Genomic DNA, 21,211 nt, shown 5'->3' on the forward strand with positions numbered 1-21,211 from the left:
CGCAAGGACCACTTCGCTGAACCGGGACCGATCCAATGCGCCAGTGGACCATCGACGCCTTCGCCGCCCAACCATTCCGCGGCAATCCTGCCTGCGTGGTCGAGCCCCTTGCGGCCTGGCCGCAGGACGCCTGGATGCAGGCGTTGGCCGCTGAGAACAACCAGGCGGAAACGGCCTTCCTGCTGCGGACGGCCGATCCGGCGCGGTTCGGGCTGCGCTGGTTCACGCCGATGCTGGAAGTGCCCCTGTGCGGGCACGCGACGCTGGCCAGCGCGCACGTGCTGTTCGCGGAGCTGGGGGTCGCGGCCGGCGAGATCACCTTCGACACGAAGTCGGGCCCGCTGGTCGTGCGGCGCCGGGGCGAAGGCTACGAGATGAACTTCCCGTCCCAGCCGCCGGTTCGCATCGACGTCCCGGCGGGGCTGGCCGAGGCGCTGGGCGCCGCACCCGACGAGGTGTGGGCGTCGGCCTACCTCGTGGCGCTCTACAACGATCCCGCCGTCATCCGCAGCCTCAAGCCCGACCTGGTCGCCCTGAACACGGTCTCCAGCGGGGCGACGGGCGGGCGGGGCAATGTGGGCGTGGCCGCGATCGCCGCGGCAGGGGCAGGCCACGATGTGGTCGACCGGTTCTTCGCGCCGGGCTCGGGCATCCCGGAGGACCCGACGACAGGGTCGCTCCATTGCATTCTGGCGCCGCTCTACGCCGACAAGCTGGGGCGGCCGGCGGTGACCTTCCATCAGGCCTATCCCGGCCGGGGCGGCGACCTGGAGTGCGAGGTGCAGGGCGACCGGGTGCTGATCCGGGGCCGGGCTCTCACGGTCGTCGAGAGCATCCTTCGCCTCTGAACACGGAAACGCCCCCGAAGCCGGGGCTCCGGGGGCGTCCCATACTCAGCCGAACGTCGGCTGGGCTCGGTTAGCGCCGATAGGCGTAGTCGTTGTCGCGCGCCTGGGCGTAGACCCGCTGTTCCAGGCCGTCGAGGCGACGGTCGAGGTCGACGACTTCCCAGCGGGTCAGACCGTTCCGCTCATAGCGGTTCTGCAGCCGCTCGATGTCGTTCAGCTGTTCGCTGAGACGAATGGCTTCGCGGCGCGTCAGGGCGCCCGTCTGCGCGTTGCGCTCGATGCGGCGGTCGATGCGGTGACGACGCTGGTCGAAGTTGACCTGGCCGCCGCGTTCCCACCGGTCGCGCTGGTCGTAGCGCCCATCGCCGCGATGTTCATAGCGATCCCCGCGGTCATAGTCGCGGTAGGGCTGGGCGGCGACAGGGGCGGCGGCCGTCACGGCGGCGACGGCGGCCAGGGTGGCCATCAGAGTCTTCATATCTGGTCCTCCAGAACCGTGTCGGCCTTTCCCAGAGAGTTGGGGTTCGGCCTTCAGTGAGGGCAGAAGAACACTTTCAGGCTGAAACGGTTCTGAGCCCCGCGGTCGGGCGAGGTTCATCTACGTGACGCGATTGTCAGGACGCGCGGAGCGCGCTCAGGCCGCCGAGGAGGTTTGCGCGGCGGGGGCGACGCCGTCGGTGGCGGCGGCGTTCAGGACCGCCGAGATCGCGTCGTACAGCTTGGCGATCTCGATCGGCTTGGCCACGTGGGCGTCCATGCCGACGGCCAGGTACTCCTCGACCTGATGGGTCAGGGCGTTGGCGGTCAGCGCCACGATCGGTGTGCGGCGGCGCCCGATGGTCCGCTCCTGCTCGCGGATCGTCGAGGCGGCGGTGATGCCGTCCATCACCGGCATCTGGATGTCCATCAGGATCAGGTCGTAGGCGCCGGTGCGCCAGGCTTCGACCGCTTCCTTGCCGTCGGGAACGATGTCGACCTCGATCCCGAGCGACCCCAGGACGGCGGCCAGCACCTGCTGATTGGTGGGATTGTCTTCGGCGGCCAGGATGCGCAGGTCGCCGTCGTCCGCGGCCTGGGCGGTCTCGGCCGCCTGCACCGAGGCGGGCCGGCCGCGCGGCAGGGGCAGTTCGACGATGAAGGTCGAGCCGACGCCTTCCAGGCTCTCCACGTCGATGGAGCCGCCCATCATCTGGGTGAGCTCGCGGCAGATCGCGAGCCCCAGGCCCGTGCCGCCGAAGCGACGGGTGGCCGAGTTGTCGGCCTGGGTGAACTTCTCGAACAGGGTGGGCAGCTTTTCCGGCGAGATGCCGACGCCCGAGTCGCGGACCACGATCTTGAGGGCCCCTGCGGTCCCGACATCGACCAGCGCGCTGACCTCGCCGTGCGGGGTGAACTTGACCGCGTTGGACAGCAGGTTTCCGACGATCTGGCGCAGGCGGTCGGCGTCGCCGCGCCACCAGCCCCGGGCCTGATCGGTGACCTGGACGTCGAAGGTGAGCCCTTTGGCGCGGGCCATGATCTCGAAATTCTCGCGCGCCTGGGCGACGGCGAGTTCGACGTCGAAGTCCTCTTCGAAGAGGGTGAGCTTGCCGGCCTCGATCTTCGACAGGTCGAGCACGTCGTTCAGCACGGCCAGCAGAAGGCCGCCGGAGCGTCGGATGACGTCCAGGCGGTCGCGCTGCACCTGGTCCAGCTGGCCCAGCGCCATCACCTCGGCCATCGCCAGGACGCCGTTCAGCGGCGTGCGGATTTCGTGGCTCATGTTGGCGAGGAACTGGGTCTTCAGGACGTTGGCGGCGTTGGCCTCGTCGCGCGCCACTTCCAGGTCGCGCATGGCCAGGATCAGGTCGTCCTCGCGCTCGGCCAGCTTGGCCAGCAGGTGGTTGAAGCTTTCGGTCAGGCTCTTGAACAGGTCGTCCGAGGCGTCGACCGCGACGGGGGTGAAGCTGCCGCCGGCCGCGACCTCATGCATCGCCTGTGAAAGGCTCTGGACCGGCTTGATCACCCGGTGCGCCAGGCTGCGCGCCAGGAACAACGCCACGCCCACGCCGCCGAACAGCAGCACGAAGGTGAGCGCGATGAACTGCGGCAGCATCGGCGTCAGCGACGGCTGCTCGACCGTGATCACGAGGTGACCGATGGTCTTGCCCTGGTGGACGACCGGCTGGTCGATGGTCTCGACCGAGGCGCTCGGCCGGTCGGTGAGGCGGAAGCCTGCCAGCTGGCGGCCGTTCGCGTCGATGAGACGGACGGTGCGCACATCCTTGCTGATCTTTACGGCCTCGAGGTCCCGGGCGAGGTCGCTCGTGCGCGCGGAGGTCATTGAGGGCGCCGCGATCTGGGCGGCGATCACCGCCAGTTCCTCGTGGAACCGGTGCGACTGGGTGCGGGCGACGGCCCACTGCTGCAGCATGAAGGTGAGACAGGCGGCCACCAGGACCACGACGGTCGTCACAAGGCCGACGCCGGCCACGCGAGCGTGGAACGTCGCCGTCGGCGCAGACGCCCTCGGCGCCTCGTCTTCGAGGTGGTCCCCCAATAGGCCCATGCGCAAACCGATAGCGCCGAAGTTGCTAACGCTTCGCTTCCAAGACCGATCTCAACCCTGAATGGTCCCCCTACAACTGTGGCTTTGGCGCCACGATACAACCCGCCACGGGAAGAAATATGGTTAACAACTCATGAGTCAGTTGCGTGCGCGGTAACCTTTGCTTTACCTTAACGGGTGTCGGGTTCTCTCAAGGGGTGTATCCACATGGACAAGATTTTTGTGGCCAAGCGCGTGGCCAAGAAGCTCTTCGAAACCGAAGCGGCGGTCGACAGCGCGATGGTCGAAGCGTCCGAGCTGATGAGCGAAATGCTCAAGGCTCGTAAGGACGTGAATACCTCGCTGGTGTTCGCCGACGACGTGCAAGTGAAGATGATGGAAGCTCTCAAGGCGCTGAGCGAAGCTCGCACCGCCATGGTGGCTGTCCACACCGAGCTCAACGACGCGAAGCTCCGCCTTGGCATCCGCACGAAGATGGACTTCGAGAACAAGCCGGCCGAAGGCGCCGCGCGCGAGCAGACGGTGATGCGGGACGTCGGCTGACCGACCGCTGATCGGTCAGTTTCTGACTGATCGTTGCAATAGATTAACTGGTTGGGCGCCTCTAATCCTGATTAGGGGCGCTCAATCATGTTTGATCTGCGGCTGATCCTGAATACGTTTGCGATCCTGTGCTGCCTCTTCGCATTGTGGAAGGGCGGCCGGGCCGAACGCATGGGCGCGCTCGCCGTGCTCGCGAACGTCGTGATCGGCCAGACCGGCCATCTGGTCGCGCCCGCCCTCAATGACCAGATCCGCCTCGTCAACGACGGCCTGACCGCGCTGCTGCTGCTGGGCGTCACGGTGCGCTACGGCGCGCTCTGGATGGGCGGCGTGATGCTGTTCTATGCGGCGCAGTTCGCCATGCACTCGTTCTACATCGTGACCGAGCGGAAGCCGGACTTCCTGCGCGCCCTGATCAACAACGTGGACTACCTGGGCATTGTCTCGTGCCTGATCATCGGCACGATCGTGGCCTGGCGTCGGCGCGTCGTGAACCGTCGGAAGAGCGCCAGCCTGTCATCCACAGCACCCTGAGTTCTCAGGTCGCCGGGACGCGTCGCGGCGACATCGTCGCCAGCCCGACGCCGACGAGGATCAGCCCCAGCGCCACGAACGCCGGCCACCCCGGCCGCTCGCCCAGGGCGGCCATCCCGAGGCCGGTGGCGATGCAAGGCGCCAGGTAGATCGACATCGACATGAACAGCGGTCCCCGCCGCTGGACCAGGAACACGTAGCCGATGTTGGACAGGCCGGTGGAGATCGCGCCCAGGGTCAGCACGGCGATCAGCGACGGCGCCGGGATCGGCCAGGCCGGCGGCGGCTCGAATGCGACCGCAAGGCCCAGCGCGGTGACGAAGGCCCAGGCGCACATCAGGAACGCGCCGACCGTCGGGGTGACGTAGGGCGCCGTGCGGGTGGCCACGTTCGCGATCGCATAGAGGAACGCGCCGAAGAGCGCCGCCGCCAGGGCCATCGCCTCCACCGACGCGCCCTCGACCAGGCGGGGAGCGACCAGGGTCGTGAGGCCGGCGAAGCCGACGGCGATCCCCAGCGTCTTGCGCACGGTCAGCCGGTCGCCCGCCAGGAACATGTGGGCCAGCAGGCCGGTGAAGATGGGCGAGGCGCCGTTGCAGATAGCCACCACGGCGCTGGGCGTGCGCTGGGACGCGAAGGCGAAGAAGCCCAGCGGGATGGCCATGCCGACCGCGCCCAGGAACAGATAGGTCCGCCAGGCCGGATGGCGCAGCGGCGGCGGTCGCTGGCCCTGCAGCAGCATGGCGGCCGCCAGGGTAAGCGTCGCCACGCCGGTTCGAATCGCCGAGGTCCACAGCGGGTCGATGTGCTGGGTCGCGACCTTCAGGAAGGCGAAGCCGGAGCCCCAGATGGCCACCAGCAGGGCCATCACCACCCAGTCGAACGCCCGCGATTGCATAGCGGCGCTTGGATCACATCGTCGCAGCGAGGGCCACCCCGCGCCCTCGGCGACAGGCCCTCGACTAGCCCAGCTTCAGGCCTCGTTAGGAAAGTTTTTCTTGCGCCGCAGCGCAAACCGAGGCTCTTGGCCCGCGGGCCACGCCCCCCCAACGGGGCGCTGCTCATCTGCAAGGATGGGAGACATCGCTATGAATACCCCGCCGAAGCCGGCCATGCGCCCGGCTCGTCCCGAGTTCTCTTCCGGCCCATGCGCCAAGAGACCCGGCTGGACCCCCGAAAACCTCAGCAACGCCGTCCTTGGCCGCTCGCATCGCTCGAAGCTGGGCAAGGCGCGCCTCAAGGACGCCATCGACCGCACGCGCGCCGTGCTGCAGGTCCCGGACGACTTCCACGTCGGCATCGTGGCCGGCTCGGACACCGGCGCCGTCGAGATGGCGCTGTGGTCGATGCTGGGTCCCAAGCCGGTCCAGCTGCTGGCGTTCGAAAGCTTCGGCAAGGACTGGGTGACCGACGTCACCAAGCAACTGAAGATCGACGCCGAGGTGCTCTCGGCGCCCTACGGCCAGCTGCCCGACCTGACCAAGGTGCGCAAGGATGCGGACCTGGTCTTCACCTGGAACGGCACGACGTCGGGCGTCCGCGTCCCGAACGCCGACTTCATCGCGGCCGACCGCGAGGGAATCACGATCTGCGACGCCACCTCGGCGGCGTTCGCCCAACAGCTCGACTGGGCCAAGCTCGATGTGGTGACCTTCTCCTGGCAGAAGGCCCTCGGCGGCGAAGGCGCGCACGGTGTCCTGATCCTGGGTCCCCGCGCGGTGGCCCGGCTCGAAAGCCACACACCGGCCTGGCCGATGCCGAAGCTGTTCCGCATGACCAAGAACGGCAAGGTGGACCTCGAGATCTTCGCGGGCGCCACCATCAACACGCCGTCCATGCTGTGCGTGGAAGACGCCATCGACGCGCTGCGCTGGGCCGACACCATCGGCGGCCTGCCGGAAATGCAGCGTCGGGCCGACGCCAACCTGGCGGTCCTCGCCGACTGGGTCGCCAAGACCCCGTGGGTGGACTTCCTGGCCCAAGACCCGGCCACCCGCTCGAACACCTCGGTGTGCCTGAAGGTGGTCGACGCCCAGGTCGCCGCGCTTCCGGACGACGCCCAGGCCGACTTCGCCAAGAAGCTGGCCGCGCTGTTGGAGAAGGAGGGCGTCGCCCTCGACATCGGCGGCTACCGCGACGCCCCTCCGGGCCTGCGGATCTGGTGCGGCGCCACGGTGGAGACGTCCGACGTGGACGCGCTCACGCCCTGGCTCGACTGGGCCTTCGCCTCGGTCCTCGCCGACCTGCAAGCCGCCTGACCCATTGCTCCCTTCCCCCTTGCGGGGAAGGGCTGGGGATGGGGGTGAAACACCCGCCTGTCCCCGCTCGCACCCCCACCCCCAACCCCTCCCCGCAAGGGGGAGGGGAGATGGAGCCCCGATATGCCCCGCGTTCTCATCGCTGACAGCCTCAGCCCCGCCGCCGTCGACATCTTCAAGCAGCGCGGCATCGACACCGACATCAAGACCGGCCTCTCGAAGGACGAGCTGATCGCCGTCATCGGCGACTACGACGGCCTGGTCGTCCGCTCGGACACCAAGCCCAACAAGGACGTCATCGCCGCGGCCAAGAAGCTGAAAGTGATCGGCCGCGCCGGCATCGGCGTCGACAACATCGACATTCCGGCCGCCACCGCCGCCGGCGTGGTGGTGATGAACACCCCGTTCGGCAACTCGATCACCACGGCCGAGCACGCCATCGCCATGATGTTCGCCCTGGCCCGCCAGATGCCCGCGGCCGACGCCTCCACCCAGGCCGGCAAGTGGGAAAAGAGCCGCTTCATGGGCGTCGAGCTCTACGCCAAGACCCTGGGCCTGATCGGCGCCGGCAACATCGGCGGCATCGTCGCCGACCGGGCGTTGGGCCTGAAAATGAAGGTGGTGGCCTACGACCCGTTCCTGTCGCCCGAGCGCGCGGTGGAGATGGGCGTGGAGAAGGTCGAGCTGGACGAGCTGCTGGCCCGCGCCGACTTCATCACCCTGCACACGCCGCTGACCGACAAGACCCGCAACATCCTGTCGGGCGAGAACCTGGCCAAGACGAAGAAGGGCGTGATGATCGTCAACTGCGCCCGCGGCGGCCTGGTGGACGAGGCGGCCCTGCGCGCCGGCCTGGAGAGCGGCCATATCGGGGCTGCGGGCTTCGACGTGTTCTCGTCGGAACCGGCCAAGGAGAACGTGCTGTTCGGCGCGCCCAACTTCGTGGCCACGCCCCACCTGGGCGCCTCGACCAACGAGGCCCAGGAGAACGTGGCGTTGCAGGTGGCCGAGCAGATCAGCGACTACCTGCTGACCGGCGCGGTGACGAACGCGCTGAACAGCCCCTCGGTCACCGCCGAGGAAGCCCCGCGCCTGAAGCCCTTCGTGGCCCTGGCCGAGAAGCTGGGCGCCCTGGCCGGCCAGATGCTGGACTATGGGATCAAGGCCGTGGACATCGCCTTCGAGGGCGAGGTCTCGAAGCTCAACACCAAGCCGATGAGCGCCGCGGCGCTGGCCGGCGTGATGCGGCCCATGCTGGCCGAGATCAACATGGTCTCGGCGCCGGCGGTGGCGAAGGAGCGGGGCATCACCGTCTCGGAGAGCCGCCAGGAGAGCTCGCCGATCTATGACAGCCTGATGCGGATCACGGTCACCACCGAAAAGGGCAAGCGCTCGTTCGCCGGCACGGTGATGGCGGGCGCCCCGCGCATCGTCGAGGTCAAGGGCATGGAGCTCGACGCCCCGTTCCTGCCGCGGATGCTCTACGTCAACAACCTGGACAAGCCGGGCTTCATCGGCGCGCTGGGTGGCCTGCTGGGCGAGGCGGGCGTGAACATCGCCACGTTCAACCTGGGCCGCATCGACGCCGGCGACGACGCGATCGCGCTGGTGGGTATCGACCACGAGCCGGACGCCAAGCTGCTGGCCAAGATCCAGGCCCTGCCGCACGTGAAGGAAGCGCGCGCGCTGAGCTTCTGACCCGGATAGCCGGCGTGAGCCTCGCGCTTGCGCCGGCTACCTCAAGCGGCGGCTTCCGCCCCGTCGCTGTCGCGGCCGACCCATCGGGAGAGGCACGCGTGCAGCGCCTCCAGGCTGATCGGCTTCTCCACGCTGTCGACCATGCCCGCGGCTTGCATCCGCGCCACCTGCTCGGGCAGCACGTCGGCGCTCATGGCGATGATCGGCGTGCGGCCGACCGGTCCGTCGAGAGCCCGGATCGCCCGCGTGGCCGCCAGACCGTCCAGGCCCGGCATGTGCACGTCCATCAGGATGGCGTCGTAGCGCTTCAGGCGCGCGGCATCGACGGCCTCGAGTCCGTCGCAGGCGACATCGACCGCGCACCCCAGCATGGTCAGGACGGCGACCCCCAGGTCGCGGTTCATGGGGTGGTCGTCGACCAGCAGGATCTGGGCCGCGGGCAGGACGTCGCCGGGCTGTTCGGCTTCGGACAACGCCGGGGCCTGCGCGCGCGGCAGACTGACGTCCATCCAGAACTCGGAGCCTTCGCCGGGCGCGGAGATGACGCCGACCCGGCCGCCCATCGCCTCGACCAACCCCTTGCAGATGGCGAGGCCCAGGCCGGTGCCGCCGTGCGTCCGGCTGATCGAACTGTCCACCTGCTGGAAGCGGTCGAACAGGGTGGGCTGCGCGGCGGGGGCGATCCCCACCCCGGTGTCCACGACCGCGATGCGGACGCGATCGGACGGCCCTTCGGGCTGGATGTCGAGCTTCAGGGTGACGCCGCCGCGGTCGGTGAACTTCACCGCGTTGTTGAGGAAGTTGAGCAGCACCTGACACAGGCGGTGGTCGTCGCAGACATGCGCCCCATCCGCCGGGCCGGTGACCACCATGTCGAGCGCCAGGCCCTTCCGCTCGGCCGACTCGGCCACGATGGCCAAGGCGTCGCGGCACACGGTCGCCAGGTGGGTCGGCTTGGGATCCAGTGAGATGCGGCCGGCCTCGACCTTGGAGAAGTCCAGGATGTCGTTGACGACCGTCAGCAGCGCGTCGCCCGAACGGCGGATCACGCCCACCTGCTGGCGGGCGGTCTCGGGCAGGTCGGCGCGCTCGAGCACCTGGGCGAAGCCGATGATCGAGTTCAGGGGCGTGCGGATCTCGTGGCTCATGGTGGCCAGGAAATCGGTCTTGGACACCGAGGCGGCCTGGGCCCGGTCGCGCGCGCGGCGGTCGCTGCGGGCGCGGTAGGTGAGAATGGCGCGCAGGCGTTGCTGATGGGTGGCCATCAGGCCGGTGATGAGGCCGGTGGCGAACACCATGGCCAGGTAGAGCTGGATCATGTTGATCCGTCCACCGAGGGTCTGGTTCCCGCTGATCAGCGCGGGCGCGCCCAGAACGACGGTGGACAGCACGATGGTGGCGATCAGGACCATCGCCAGGGTGACGGCGCGGGGACCGAGGCGCAGCCCCACAACCGTGATGATCGGGAACATCCCCAGCAACGCCAGCCCGGCGAATTGCGTCGAGATCAGGCCGCCCACGCCAACCATCAGGATGATCGCGGCGAACGGTTCCCACGACCCGGCCCGGACGTTGGCCGGCGCGGCGCGCTGGCCCAGCAGCAGTATGGCCGGCAGCATGAGCGACATGCCCAGGAATTTGGCCGCAAGGCGGCTCAGGGCCATGGCCAGCGGAAACTCGCCGCTCATCGCCATGACGACCAGGCTCAGGACCAGCGTGCCCGCCACCAGCATCGGCAAGAGAGCTATGAAGATCAGGCGCGCGAAGCGCCCCGGCGTGGTGAGGCGCACGGCATTGAGACGGCGCGCCAGTGTGACCACGACGACGGCCTCGATGGTGTTCAGCAACGAGAAGGCCAACGCCTCGAAGGCGGAATAGGAGAAGGCGAACACGATCGCGGACTGGATCGCGAACCCCGCGGCGAGGCACGCGGGCGTCCAGCGGCGGGGCAACAGCAGGACGGCGCCGATAACGAAGGCGTTCGCCGTCCAGATCGTGTCGACGCCGCCCGCCTGCTCGCGCAGTACGTTCGTGAGCCACAGGTTCAGCACGTAGCCGAGGCAGAGGACAGCCGCGACCAGGACCGGCGCCGGGCGCCTGTCTGCCTGTCGCACCTGTTCTGCCGCGACGCTTTGCATGGCGTAACGCTAGTCGCCGAGGGCGAATTAAGCCTTAAGGCGGCGACATCCCGTCGGTCCGGCCGCCGGCGGCGTTGCAGCGGTCAGGCGACGATCGGTGCGGATGGCGATGGCCATGGATCCTCCCGGCCAGTTCAGTCGCCCGACGAGGATGCGCGTCTGGCCCCGCTGCTCCCCTTGTCAGGAGCTTAGGATCATACCGAGCTTTCGGTCAATTGCCCTGGGGTCAATGGAAATCCCGGCTGCGAATGAGCCGGCCCGTGACGTTCGAACGGGCGCTGATTTCGGCGCCGTCCTCGCGCAGTTTCGAGAGCCGGCCCGAGAGGTCCTCGAACCGTTCGGCCACCACGTGGACCACGCCCTCGACGCTCTGCACCTGACCATGGACGACCAGGAACGACGAGGTCATCACCAGCCGCCGGTTGGCCTCGAAGACGTCGCGCCAGACGACGATGTTGGCGATGCCGGTCTCGTCCTCCAGGGTCATGAAGGTGACCCCCTTGGCGGTGCCCGGCCGCTGGCGCACCAGCACCAGCCCCGCCACCGCCAGCCTGCGCTTGTCGCGCGCCGTCTTCAGCGCCACGCAGGGCACGACCCCCTGTTGCGCCAGGGCCTCGCGGAAGAAGTCCACGGGATGGGCCCGCAGCGACAGGCTGGTGGTGCGGTAGTCCTCGGCCACGCCTTGCGACGCGCTCATGAACGGCAGCTGGACCTGGGTCTCCTTCGTCTTCTGGCGCAGCAGCAGGGGCGCCTCCTTCTGGGCGTTCCATTCGCCGGCCAGGCCTTTCACCGCCCACAGCGCCTCGCGCCGGGTGACGCCCAGGCTGCGGAAGGCGTCGGCCTCGGCCAGCAGCTCCAGTGAGCGGCGGCTGAACCCGCCCAGCCGCGCGAAGTCCTGGACGCTCTGGGCGCCGGCCGCCCGGGCCCGGACGAGCGCGGCGCCGTCGGCCTTTTCCTTGAGGCCCTTGATCTGATGCAAGCCCAGGCGGACGGGGCGCAGCCGCTCGCGGGGATCGTCCTTTTCTTCGAGCGTGCTGTCCCAGTCGCTGAACATCACGTCGGGCGGCCGCACCTCGACGCCGTGTTCGCGGGCGTCGCGCACCAACTGGGCCGGCTGATAGAAGCCCATCGGCTGGCTGTTGAGCAGGCCCACCAGGAAGGCGTCGGGCCAGTGGTGCTTCACCCAGGCCGATACGTAGACCAGGATCGCGAAGCTGATCGCATGGCTCTCGGGGAAGCCGTACGAGCCGAAGCCCTCGATCTGTTGGAAGCAGCGCTCGGCGAACTCGCGGTCGTAGCCACGGTCGACCATGCCCTTCACGAACTTCAGCCCGTGCTCGCCGATGGTGCCGATATTGCGGAAGGTCGCCATCGAGCGCCGCAGCCGGTCAGCCTCGTCGTCGGTGAACTTGGCCGCCACGATGGCCACGCGCATGGCCTGTTCCTGGAAGAGCGGCACGCCCTTGGTCTTCTCCAGGATCGCGCGCAACTCGTCCTTGGGGCCGTGGTCGGGGTGCGGCTCGGGATAGGTGACCGGCTCCTCGCCGTTGCGACGCTTGAGGTAGGGATGGACCATGTTGCCCTGGATCGGTCCGGGGCGGACGATCGCCACCTCGATCACCAGGTCGTAGAACTTGCGTGGTTTCAGGCGGGGCAGCATCGACATCTGGGCCCGGCTTTCCACCTGGAAGACGCCCACCGAGTCGGCCCTGCAGAGCATCTCGTAGACGGCGGGATCTTCCTGCGGGATGTGGGCGACGTCGGTGACTTCGCGGCCGTCAATGGGCGGCAGCAGGGCGAAGCTCTTGCGCAGCGCGGTCAGCATGCCCAGCGCCAGGACGTCGACCTTCATCAGCTTGAGCGCGTCGATGTCGTCCTTGTCCCACTCGATGAAGGTGCGGTCCTCCATGGCGGCGTTGCCGATCGGCGCCGTCTCGTCCAGCCGCCGCTTGGTCAGCACATAGCCGCCCACGTGCTGCGACAGGTGGCGCGGGAAGCCGATCAGCTCCTGGGCCAGCGCGGTGGCGCGACGGATTTCGGGGGAGTCGGGATCGAGGCCCGTCTGGCGGATATGGTCCTCGGGGATCTCGTCGCCCCAGCTGCCCCAGACGGTGTTGGCCAACGCCGCGGTGATGTCCTCGGTGAGGCCCAGCGCCTTGCCCACTTGGCGGATCGCCATGCGCGGGCGGTAGTGGATGACGGTGGCCACGATGGCGGCGCGGTCGCGGCCATAGCGGCGGTAGACGTACTGCATCACCTCCTCGCGTCGCTCGTGCTCGAAGTCGACGTCGATGTCGGGCGGCTCGTTGCGGTTCTCGGAGATGAAGCGCGAGAACAGGAGGTCCTGGTCCTCCTTGGTCGGGTCGACCGAGGTGATCCCCAGGCAGAAGCAGACGCATGAGTTCGCCGCCGAACCCCGGCCCTGGCAGAGGATGCCCTGCTCGCGCGCCCAGCGGACGATGTCGTGCACGGTCAGGAAGTAGTTGGGGTAGTCCAGCTTCTCGATGAGCGCGAGTTCGTGGGCGACGAGGCGTTTCACCTTGTCGGGCACGCCCTTGGGATAGCGCCACGCGGCCCCGGCCCAGCTCAGGTCGCTCAGGTGCTGGATCGCCGTCTTGCCGGGCGGCACCGGCTCGTCAGGATATTCGTAGCGCAGCTGGTCCAGGTCGAAGCCGACGCGCTGGGCTATCTCGATCGTGCGCTCGATGGCGCCGGGGAAGCGGGCGAAGAGACGGGCCATCTCGGCCGCGGGCTTCAGGTGGCGCTCGCCGTTGGCGGCCAGGCGCAGGCCCGCCTCGTGGATGGTGCAGGTCTCGCGGATGCAGGTGAGCACATCCTGCAAGGGGCGCCGTTCGGGGCCGTGGTAGTGGACGTCGTTGGTGGCGACCATCGCCATCCCGCTGCGTTCGCAGAGCGCGCCCAGCCGGCTCAGGCGGTGCAGGTCGCGGGGGCCATAGCGGCGCGAGGCCGCCAGCCAGACGTCGGGCAGCTCGTGGGTCAACCGGCGTAGCTCGCCCTCGAACGCCTCGTCCAGCCGGTCGGGCGGGACCACCAGCGTGAGCTGGCCCTCGGCGTGAGCGGCGAAGTCCTCCCAGTGCAGCTCGCACTCGCCCTTCTGCGAACGCATCTGGCCGGCGGTGAGCAGCTTGGTGAGCCGGCCGTAGGCCTCGCGGTCGGAGGGATAGACGACCAGGCTGGGCGTGCCGTCGACGAAGTCGAGCCGGCAGCCGGTGAGCGCGCGGATCTTCGAGCCGCTCTCGCGCAGCTCCTGCATCTGGCGCCACGCGCGCACCACCCCGGCCAGGCTGTTGCGGTCGCAGATGCCGATGGCCTCCAGCCCCAGCGCATCGGCCCCGGTGACCAGCTCCCAGGGATGCGAGGCCCCGCGCAGGAACGAGAAGTTCGTGGTGGTCTGGAGTTCGGCGTAGCGGATCATGTGACCCTCAGGCGAACAGGCCGTGCAGCCACCACTTGGCGGGGGCGTCGGGGTCGCCGTAGAGGCCGGCGCGGAACAGCCAGAAGCGGCCGCCGTCCTGATCCTCCACGCGGTAGTAATCGCGGACGTGGGTGATCGAGACGTCGCCGATCTCGCGCCGCCACCACTCCTCGCCGATCCGTTCGGGGCCCTCGGCGCGGCGCACCTGATGCACGCGGCCGCGCCAGCGGAACTGCCGCGGGGGGTCGTCGGGCAGGAGCGCGAATACCTGCTCCAGCGGCTCGGGCCGGCGGAACAGGCGGATCGGGCGCGGCGTCTCGCGGTCCCACGGGCGGGCTTCGGAGGGCGTCGCGCCCAGGGCCGGCTGGCGGCCTACCGCTTGCTCGGGGACATGGCTTTCCACGGGCGCCGCGCGCCACACCCGCTCTGGCCCCAGGCGGTTCACCAGCCGGTCGACCAGGGGGGCCAGGCCCTCCTCCACCGCCGCCTCCGGGCCGGTTTCGATGCGGACCTGCCGGCCCGACACGGCCTCGACGGCGTAGGCGCAGATCGTCACCGACTCGATGCCGAAGCCGGGGTCGACGGTCTCCAGCTTGGGCTGGAACAGCCGCGCAATGCGGCGCGCGTCGCGGCCGGCCAGCGACAGGCCGATGGTGAGCGGCAGCGTCTTGCCATCCACGCGGTGGAAGGCGATCTCGAACCGGCGCGCGCCATGGCCGCCGGCCTCCAGCCGGGCGCAGAGCTTGGCGGACACGTCTTCGGTGACGCGGGCCATGTCCTCGGGCGCGCTGATCGGCTCGAAGAAGGCCAGCCGGTCGACCCAGGGCGTCGGCGGGCGGCGATACCGCAGCGCCTCGGCGCTGCGGCCCAGGGCCTGGTCCAGCCGCTCGAGAGTGCGGGCTCCGAACCGGCGGCCCAGGGGGCCACGGGGAATCTCCATCAGCTGACCCACCCGGCGCAGCCCCAGCCGTTCGATCTGGGCGGCGGCCTCGGGGTCGAGGCGCAGGGCCGCGGGCGGCATCGGCTTCAACAGGTCGCCCTGACCGCCGGGCGGCGCGATCGTCCCGTCCCGACCGAAATGGGCCAGGGCCCAGGCCGCGCCGGGAGTGTCGGCGATGGCGGCGCGGAACGGCAGCGCGTTCTGGGCCAGCCGCCCCTGGAAGTCGGCCAGCATCTCGGCTTCGCCGCCCCACAGGTGGGCGACGCCGGTGATGTCGAGGAACAGGCCGTCCGGCGCATCGGCCGCCACGGCGGGCGAGAAGCGCACGCACCAGTCGACCAGGGCGGTGAGGGCGGCGGCGTCCGCCTCAGGCTCGACGTCGGCGGTCACCAGCTCGGGGACCAGGGCCATGGCGTCGGTGGCCTTCTGCCCGACGTGCAGCCGGAGGCGAGAGGCCTCCACGCTGACCGCGGCCAGCCGCCGGACCTGCCGCACCGTCTCGATCAGCGCGAACGCGGCAGCGCCCCCTCCACCACTTCGTGGTCCCCCTCCCCCGCACGCGGGGGAGGAACTTGGCGCGAACGGCCGGGCTCCAGTTCCTTCCCCGTGCCAACGGGGGAGGGGGACCGCGAAGCGGTGGAGGGGGCGCTAGGCGGCGCGTCGGACGGCGGGGGATTGCGACGGCGCCAGTTCGCGATCGCCCAGGTCGGCGACCAGGCGCAGAGGATGCGCGACATCGCCTGCCTCCCAGGAATAGGCCTGATCGGCCTCAAGGATCCATGCGCCGGAGCGACCGCCCCGGCTGCGTTCGAGGGCCACGGAGAACCGCGGGTTCCCCAGGCCGAATTCGCCGGCCGGCGGCTCGGACGGCGCGGAGACCACCCGCCACCGCGTGGCCGCGACCGAGCCGGCGGCCTCCTTGCGGCCGACCCCGCCGAAGGGCCGGCGCTTGATCACGAAACCCGTGGCGCCGCGCCTCTCGCAGGCCAGCTGCAGCCGACGCCCTGCGGTCAGGTCCACCGCCTCGACCTCGCCGAACACCGCCGAGACCCCGACCGTGGCCAGCGCGTCCTCCATGACCGCCAGCGCCTCGGTCTCATCGCGGACGCACACCTGGATCAGCCGCTCGACGGGGAAGCCCAGCCCGGCCAGCCCAGGCGCCCAGAGGTCGTCGCGGCGCAGCACCCATACCGCCTCGCCTCTGAGCGCCAGCGGCGCCGCCATCAGCGCCGCAAAGGCCGCCGGGGCGGCGGAGGTCTCGGCCTCCAGCCCCGCGCCGGTGATCTCATGCCAGCGTCCCAGCGGCAGCCCGCCGCCCGACAGCTTGCCGTCCAGGGCCGCGTCCCCGAACGACAGCACGCCCGCGTCCGCCCGCCCGCCGCTCTCGATCGCGGCGACCTTCGCAACCAGCGCGGCGATCCGCTTGGCGCGAAAATCGGACATGGCTTTGGGACTCCTTTTGTTCCATTTTTGTTCTAGACCGGGAACAAGCAGAGTCAACATCCGGATTCCGCCAAATTCGGACGTAGGTTGGGAGGCGAGGAGTCTAGATGGTCAGCCGCCGGGCCCGCCGAAGTCGAAGCCCGGGTCGCGCTGTCGGCCGCCGAAGGTGTAGGTGACACCCAACAGGACGGCGCGGTTCTTGGCCTCCGCGCGGTTCCGCTCGCGGTAGAGCGGCGTATCTACCACCGACGTGAATCCCGCCGTGGACAGCACGTCCTGCACCGTGACCACGCCCGACACCTGGTCGTTGAACTTGTGGCGGTACCCGAGGTTTACCCCGACCTGCGGCTTGCGGTAGCCCTGCGACAGCAGCTGCTTGCCGTTCACGAACCCCTGCACCTGCAGGAAGTCCTTGTCCGACACCTGCCAGCCCAGCGAGGCGCGGCCGAAGGCGGTGTAGGCCGAGCGAACGCCCGAGCCGAAACCGAGATCGCGGGCGTCGATCTCGTTCCAGACCGCGTTGCCGCTGATGTTGTAGGTGACCTTCCCCGGCAGCCGCCCGTTGGCCACCAGCTCCACGCCGGCGCTCTGCGAGCGGCCAATGTTCTCTTTGCTCTGCAGGATCACGCCACCGCCCAGGTCGCGGAAGACGTCGTTCACCGAGTCGCGGGTCCGGCGATAGTAGCCCGTGGCGAGCAGGATCACGCCCTGCTTGCGGTACTGGTAGCCGGCCTCGAACGAGTCGGTGACCTGAGGCTTGAGGTTCGAGTTCCCCTGGAACCGGTTCGTCGGATTCACATAGACGCGGAACGGGTTGTAGTCCTGCGCCTGCGGCCGCTGCACACGCCGCGAATAGCTGGCCTTGAGCTGCTGGATGTCGCTCAGTTTGTAGGTGAGGTGCAGGCTCGGATAGAGCCGGACGTAGTCGTTCGAGGCCTTCAGGCCCTGGGTCACCTGATCGAGATCGATCTGGGTCGCCTCGGCCCGCAGCCCCGCCAGCGCCGTCAGCTCGCCCAGCGGCCGCTCGTAGGTGACGTAGGCGGCGTGCACCTGCTGGTCGAACTGGAAAAGATTGGAGCGCACGGGGTCGATGGCGTAGGGACCCGCGCCCGGTCCCCGGATGAAGATAACCTCGTAGTCGTTGTCGTCGGCGTCCCAGGCATAGCCCAGCTTCAGCTTGGCCTCGTCGGGCAGGGGCTGCGAATAGTCGACCTTCAGCCGCGTGGCCCAGAAGTGGTTGCGGTTGTCGCTGAGCTCGAACACCGGGCCGCTGGCCGGGAACAGGAAGCTGCGCAGGATCGGCCGCGTGCGGTCCTCGTCGTTCAGCTCGCGCGACAGGCTGGCCGTGAACTCGTGGTCGTCGGCCCATTTGTAGCGATAGCTGAGCTGGGCCTCGAGGCTGTCGCGGTCCTGGCGCAGCGCGGTCGCGTTGTCGTAGGCCGTCCGGGTCGCGCCGGCCGCCATGGTCTGGCGCAGTGACTCGATCTGCACGCTGTCAAAGGTCACGCCGTTGTAGTCCAGCTCCAGGCTGATCCTCGTCTTGGCGTCCGGGTCGTAGTCGACGCCCCCGCGCAGGCCCATGACGTCAAACGCGCCGCTGTTGGCCGAACGGAGCGCCTGGCTGATGAAACCGGGGCCGAGCGGGTCCTGGAACTCGCGGTCGCTCCTGAACGCCTGCTTGAGGGAGTCGTGGCGCAGGTAGACGTCGCCGCTCAGCGTCAGGTCACCGTCCTTGCGCGAGACGCTGAGGCTCCCGTTCTGGCGGCCTGCCGAGCCTACGTTCGCGCGCACGCTGCCGCCGAAGCCGGGCTTCGACGTCTTCTTGGTGATCAGGTTGATGATGCCCGCGCTGCCCTCGGGATTGAAGGCGGCCGAGGGGTTGGTGATCACCTCCACGCGCTCGATCTGGGTGGCCGGCAGGCTTTGCAGCGCCTGGCCCTTGTTCTCGCCCTTGAAGCGGCCGCTGGGCTTCCCGTCGATCAGGATGGTGACGTTGGAATCGCCGCGCAGGCTGACGTTGCCGTTCACATCCACCTCGACCGAGGGGACGTTGCGCAGGGCGTCGCTGATCGAGCCGGTGGTGGCCTGGAGATCGTTGGCGACGGTGTAGCTCTGACGGTCGATCGAGGTGCGCACGGGCGGCGCCGTGCCCTCGACGACGACCTCGCCGACGGCCGGGCCGGGTGCGGCGGACGTCGCGGGGCGTGCGGGGGCCGGGGCCGGCGTCTGGGCGAACGCGGCGGACCCCGTGATCGCGAAGGCCGCGGTCGCGAGCCAGAACGAACGCTGAAACAATGTCTGTCCCCCGACGCGCCGCCCCCGCAGCACGCTCACAAGCTGAAGTTCAAGGGTGCAGTAGCGGCAACTTTGTGACGAAGGAACTTCCGCGCCGAGGCCTGCGGTTGCGGGCGAGGCGAAAACCTCGGCTAATCCGCCCCGCAAGACGGGAGGCGAACGATGCGGCGTGTGATGGCGATGGCGGCGGCCTGGCTCCTGACCGCAGGCGCGGCCATGGCGCAGACCCCCACGACGGCGAAGGTCGAGGGCGGCGTGATCGTGGGCGAGATCACCGAGCGCGCCCGGGTGTTCCGCAATGTGCCCTACGCCGCCCCGCCGGTCGGGCCGCTGCGCTGGGCGCCGCCGCAGCGGGTGGCGACGTGGACGGGCGAGCGTGACGCCACGAAGAACGGCCCGTCCTGCCCGCAGCCGATGAACGCCGACGGCACGCCCAACGCCTTCGGCGGCGCCAACGGGCCGGTGTCGGAGGACTGCCTGCAGCTCTACGTCTTCGCACCGAAGACCGTGAAGAAGGCGCCGGTGATGGTGTGGATCCACGGCGGCGGCCACCGGGTGGGCGCGGGCTGGGTCTACGACGGCCAGAACTTCGCCCGCGACGGCGTGGTGCTGGTCTCGATCAACTACCGGCTGGGGGCGCTGGGCTATCTGGCCCATCCGGCGCTGACGAAGGCGGCGGGCGGCCAGCCCACCGGGAACTTCGGGCTGATGGACCAGATCGCGGCGCTGAAATGGGTCCAGCGCAACATCGCCGCGTTCGGGGGCGACCCCGCCAACGTCACGGTCTTCGGCGAGAGCGCCGGCGGGGCCAGCGTGCTGGCGCTGCTGGCGACGCCCAGCGCGCGCGGTCTGTTCAAGGGCGCGATCGTGCAATCGGGGGGCGGGTGGTCCGACGGGCGGTCGCTGGCGCAGGCCGAGGCGGCGGGGGCCGAGGCGCTGGCCAAGGCCGGCGCGCCCGCCGACGCCACAGCGGCCCAGCTGCGCGAGATCCCCTTCGAAAAGCTCGTGCCGCTGGCCAGCGACTACGGGCCGTTCCAGGACGGGCGGTTGACGACCCTGACAGCCGGGCAGGCGTTCGCCCGGGGCCGGGCGATCGACGTCCCGCTGATGATCGGCTGGAACTCGGGCGAGGACACCGTGGCCTTTGGGGGCCTGGTCGGGCCCGCCGAACAGTTGCGCACCAACGACGACCGCGACCGCTTCACCGACAAGGTGTTCGGCGCCCCGGCCCGCTGGATCGCGGCGAAGGCGGCGGGCGGGAAACCTTCGTACCTCTACCACTTCAGCTACATCGGAAACCGCTTCCGGCCGGGGATGACCCGGGCGGCCCACGCCGCCGAGATCCAGTACGTGTTCGAGTACTGGGGCCGCCGGACGCCGATGAGCGTCGTCAGCGACGAGGACCGCGCCATGGCGACCCGCATGCACGGCTGCTGGGTCGCCTTCGCGAAGACTCAGGCGCCCTGCGCGGACTGGCCGGCCTACACGCCGCAGAGCGACCGCCTGATGGAGTTCGGCTCGCCCAGTGGCGTGCGTGAGGGCTTCCGAAAATCGCAGCTCGACGCGCAGGCTGCGGGCGCCCCGAAGTAGAGCTCGCGGTTGCGCGACGGTGTCGGCTGCTCCTAGCCTCGGCGCATGGTCGCCTATGTCATCAACGAAATCGTGGTCACCGAGCCCGAGCGGTTCCTGACCTATTCCAGCCAGGTGCCGGCGATCCTCGCCCAGTACGGGGGCGCCTACGTCGTGCGGGGCGGGGCGCCCGAGCGGGTTGACGGGCCCGAGCCGCCCGAGCGGCTGGTGGTTCTGCGCTTCGAGAGCCGCGAGGCGGCGATGGCCTGGCGCACCTCGCCCGAGTACCTGGCCATCCTGCCGATCCGAGAGGCGACCTCGACCAGCCGCGTCTACATCGTCGACGGCTACGAAGGCTGAGGCGCCCGGAAAGACCGCACCGCCCCCCGCCGGAGCGTTTTTTGCCCGGCGCGGCCATGTGGTGGGTGGACCGTTTACGAAAGCCGGTGTTCCATACCCTCAACACAGCAACCGCCGAGGCCGCAAAGGCCCAAACCATAAGGCGGAGCTCTGGGAGGAACTGCGATGGCTTGGAAGGCGAAGGCCTTTGGTCTCGCGCTGGCGATCGGCGCAGTGGCGAGCACGGCTGGGGCCGCGCCGCCGGTGTTCGATCTGGGCCGGGCGCGGGCTGCGTTCACGGTGGATCTGCCTGAGGGCTGCAAGCTCGAGGATGGCCAGGTCCGGGCGTCGTTCGCGATCTTCTACGTGGCCTGCGACGGCAAGGTGATGGCCGGGATCTACGCCGGCAACGCCGCCGACCGGCAGATGCCGCGCAGCCGGGTGATGATTACCGAGACCCGCTGGCCGTCCGAGGTCCAGGCCTGGGCCGCCGAAGTGGGCGACGATCAGGCCCGCGCCGACGCCATCGCCGCCTCGGTCCGCGTGCGCCGGGTGAAGGTCGCCTGGGGCTGACACACGACGCCAAGGCCGCGCCGTCTCCTTCACGGATCCACATCGCCTG

Annotated in this window: 16 protein-coding genes; 8 read left to right on the plus strand and 8 right to left on the minus strand. The window is 69.5% G+C overall.

The genetic code is table 11. The features are described 5' to 3' along the window. Positions 1-35: 35 nt before the first annotated feature. On the plus strand, positions 36-848 hold the full coding sequence (locus tag ACQ66R_RS14350; RefSeq protein WP_430423058.1) for a PhzF family phenazine biosynthesis protein: 813 nt from the start codon (positions 36-38) through the stop codon (positions 846-848). 70 nt (positions 849-918) lie between these two features. Here ACQ66R_RS14350 and ACQ66R_RS14355 read toward each other — a convergent pair whose 3' ends face one another. Then, positions 919-1,326 (minus strand): hypothetical protein, encoded by a 408-nt coding sequence (locus ACQ66R_RS14355; RefSeq protein ID WP_430423060.1) that lies wholly within the window; start codon positions 1,324-1,326, stop codon positions 919-921. Positions 1,327-1,482: 156 nt separating this feature from the next. Further along, entirely contained in the window at positions 1,483-3,396 is a 1,914-nt protein-coding gene (locus tag ACQ66R_RS14360) for an ATP-binding protein (RefSeq protein ID WP_430423062.1), read from the minus strand. A 207-nt stretch (positions 3,397-3,603) separates the two neighbouring features. Between ACQ66R_RS14360 and ACQ66R_RS14365 the strand changes: the two genes are divergently transcribed. Next, the gene (locus ACQ66R_RS14365; protein ID WP_430423064.1) at positions 3,604-3,939 is read left to right on the plus strand and encodes a hypothetical protein; all 336 of its coding nucleotides are present in this window, start codon (positions 3,604-3,606) and stop codon (positions 3,937-3,939) included. A gap of 87 nt (positions 3,940-4,026) precedes the next feature. Beyond that, positions 4,027-4,473 (plus strand): hypothetical protein, encoded by a 447-nt coding sequence (locus ACQ66R_RS14370; RefSeq protein ID WP_430423066.1) that lies wholly within the window; start codon positions 4,027-4,029, stop codon positions 4,471-4,473. A gap of 4 nt (positions 4,474-4,477) precedes the next feature. Here ACQ66R_RS14370 and ACQ66R_RS14375 read toward each other — a convergent pair whose 3' ends face one another. After that, entirely contained in the window at positions 4,478-5,371 is an 894-nt protein-coding gene (locus tag ACQ66R_RS14375; protein WP_430423068.1) for a DMT family transporter, read from the minus strand. A gap of 190 nt (positions 5,372-5,561) precedes the next feature. Here ACQ66R_RS14375 and ACQ66R_RS14380 point away from each other — a divergent pair, with 190 nt between their 5' ends. After that, the gene (locus ACQ66R_RS14380) at positions 5,562-6,731 is read left to right on the plus strand and encodes a phosphoserine transaminase (protein WP_430423070.1); all 1,170 of its coding nucleotides are present in this window, start codon (positions 5,562-5,564) and stop codon (positions 6,729-6,731) included. A gap of 123 nt (positions 6,732-6,854) precedes the next feature. After that, positions 6,855-8,429 carry a phosphoglycerate dehydrogenase gene (gene serA / locus ACQ66R_RS14385; RefSeq protein WP_430423072.1) on the plus strand — a complete coding sequence of 525 codons (1,575 nt, stop codon included), beginning with the start codon at positions 6,855-6,857 and terminating at the stop codon, positions 8,427-8,429. 41 nt (positions 8,430-8,470) lie between these two features. Here the strand turns inward: serA and ACQ66R_RS14390 are convergent, their stop codons facing one another. From ACQ66R_RS14390 to ACQ66R_RS14410, 5 genes are all read right to left on the minus strand, one after another. After that, positions 8,471-10,567: an ATP-binding protein gene (locus tag ACQ66R_RS14390; RefSeq protein WP_430423074.1), complete on the minus strand. Its 2,097-nt coding sequence runs from the start codon at positions 10,565-10,567 to the stop codon at positions 8,471-8,473. Positions 10,568-10,793: 226 nt separating this feature from the next. Continuing rightward, complete coding sequence (locus ACQ66R_RS14395) at positions 10,794-14,003, minus strand: error-prone DNA polymerase (RefSeq protein ID WP_430423076.1); 3,210 nt, start codon at positions 14,001-14,003, stop codon at positions 10,794-10,796. A 7-nt stretch (positions 14,004-14,010) separates the two neighbouring features. Continuing rightward, positions 14,011-15,384, minus strand: coding sequence for a DUF6504 family protein (locus tag ACQ66R_RS14400; protein ID WP_430426309.1), 1,374 nt, complete (start codon positions 15,382-15,384; stop codon positions 14,011-14,013). Positions 15,385-15,591: 207 nt separating this feature from the next. Beyond that, on the minus strand, positions 15,592-16,386 hold the full coding sequence (locus tag ACQ66R_RS14405; RefSeq protein WP_430423078.1) for an ImuA family protein: 795 nt from the start codon (positions 16,384-16,386) through the stop codon (positions 15,592-15,594). Between the two features lie 111 nt (positions 16,387-16,497). Further along, positions 16,498-18,681 carry a TonB-dependent receptor domain-containing protein gene (locus ACQ66R_RS14410; RefSeq protein ID WP_430423080.1) on the minus strand — a complete coding sequence of 728 codons (2,184 nt, stop codon included), beginning with the start codon at positions 18,679-18,681 and terminating at the stop codon, positions 16,498-16,500. A 162-nt stretch (positions 18,682-18,843) separates the two neighbouring features. On the opposite strand from ACQ66R_RS14410, the gene ACQ66R_RS14415 reads away from it, so the two are divergent. The 3 genes from ACQ66R_RS14415 (at position 18,844) to ACQ66R_RS14425 (ending at position 21,162) form a co-directional block, all read left to right on the plus strand. Further along, on the plus strand, positions 18,844-20,271 hold the full coding sequence (locus ACQ66R_RS14415; RefSeq protein WP_430423082.1) for a carboxylesterase/lipase family protein: 1,428 nt from the start codon (positions 18,844-18,846) through the stop codon (positions 20,269-20,271). 45 nt (positions 20,272-20,316) lie between these two features. After that, entirely contained in the window at positions 20,317-20,610 is a 294-nt protein-coding gene (locus ACQ66R_RS14420) for a DUF1330 domain-containing protein (protein ID WP_430423084.1), read from the plus strand. Between the two features lie 165 nt (positions 20,611-20,775). Next, entirely contained in the window at positions 20,776-21,162 is a 387-nt protein-coding gene (locus ACQ66R_RS14425) for a hypothetical protein (RefSeq protein ID WP_430423086.1), read from the plus strand. Positions 21,163-21,211: the final 49 nt, after the last annotated feature.

This window comes from Phenylobacterium sp. (assembly GCF_965284355.1).
In the GTDB taxonomy this organism is placed as follows: domain Bacteria; phylum Pseudomonadota; class Alphaproteobacteria; order Caulobacterales; family Caulobacteraceae; genus Phenylobacterium.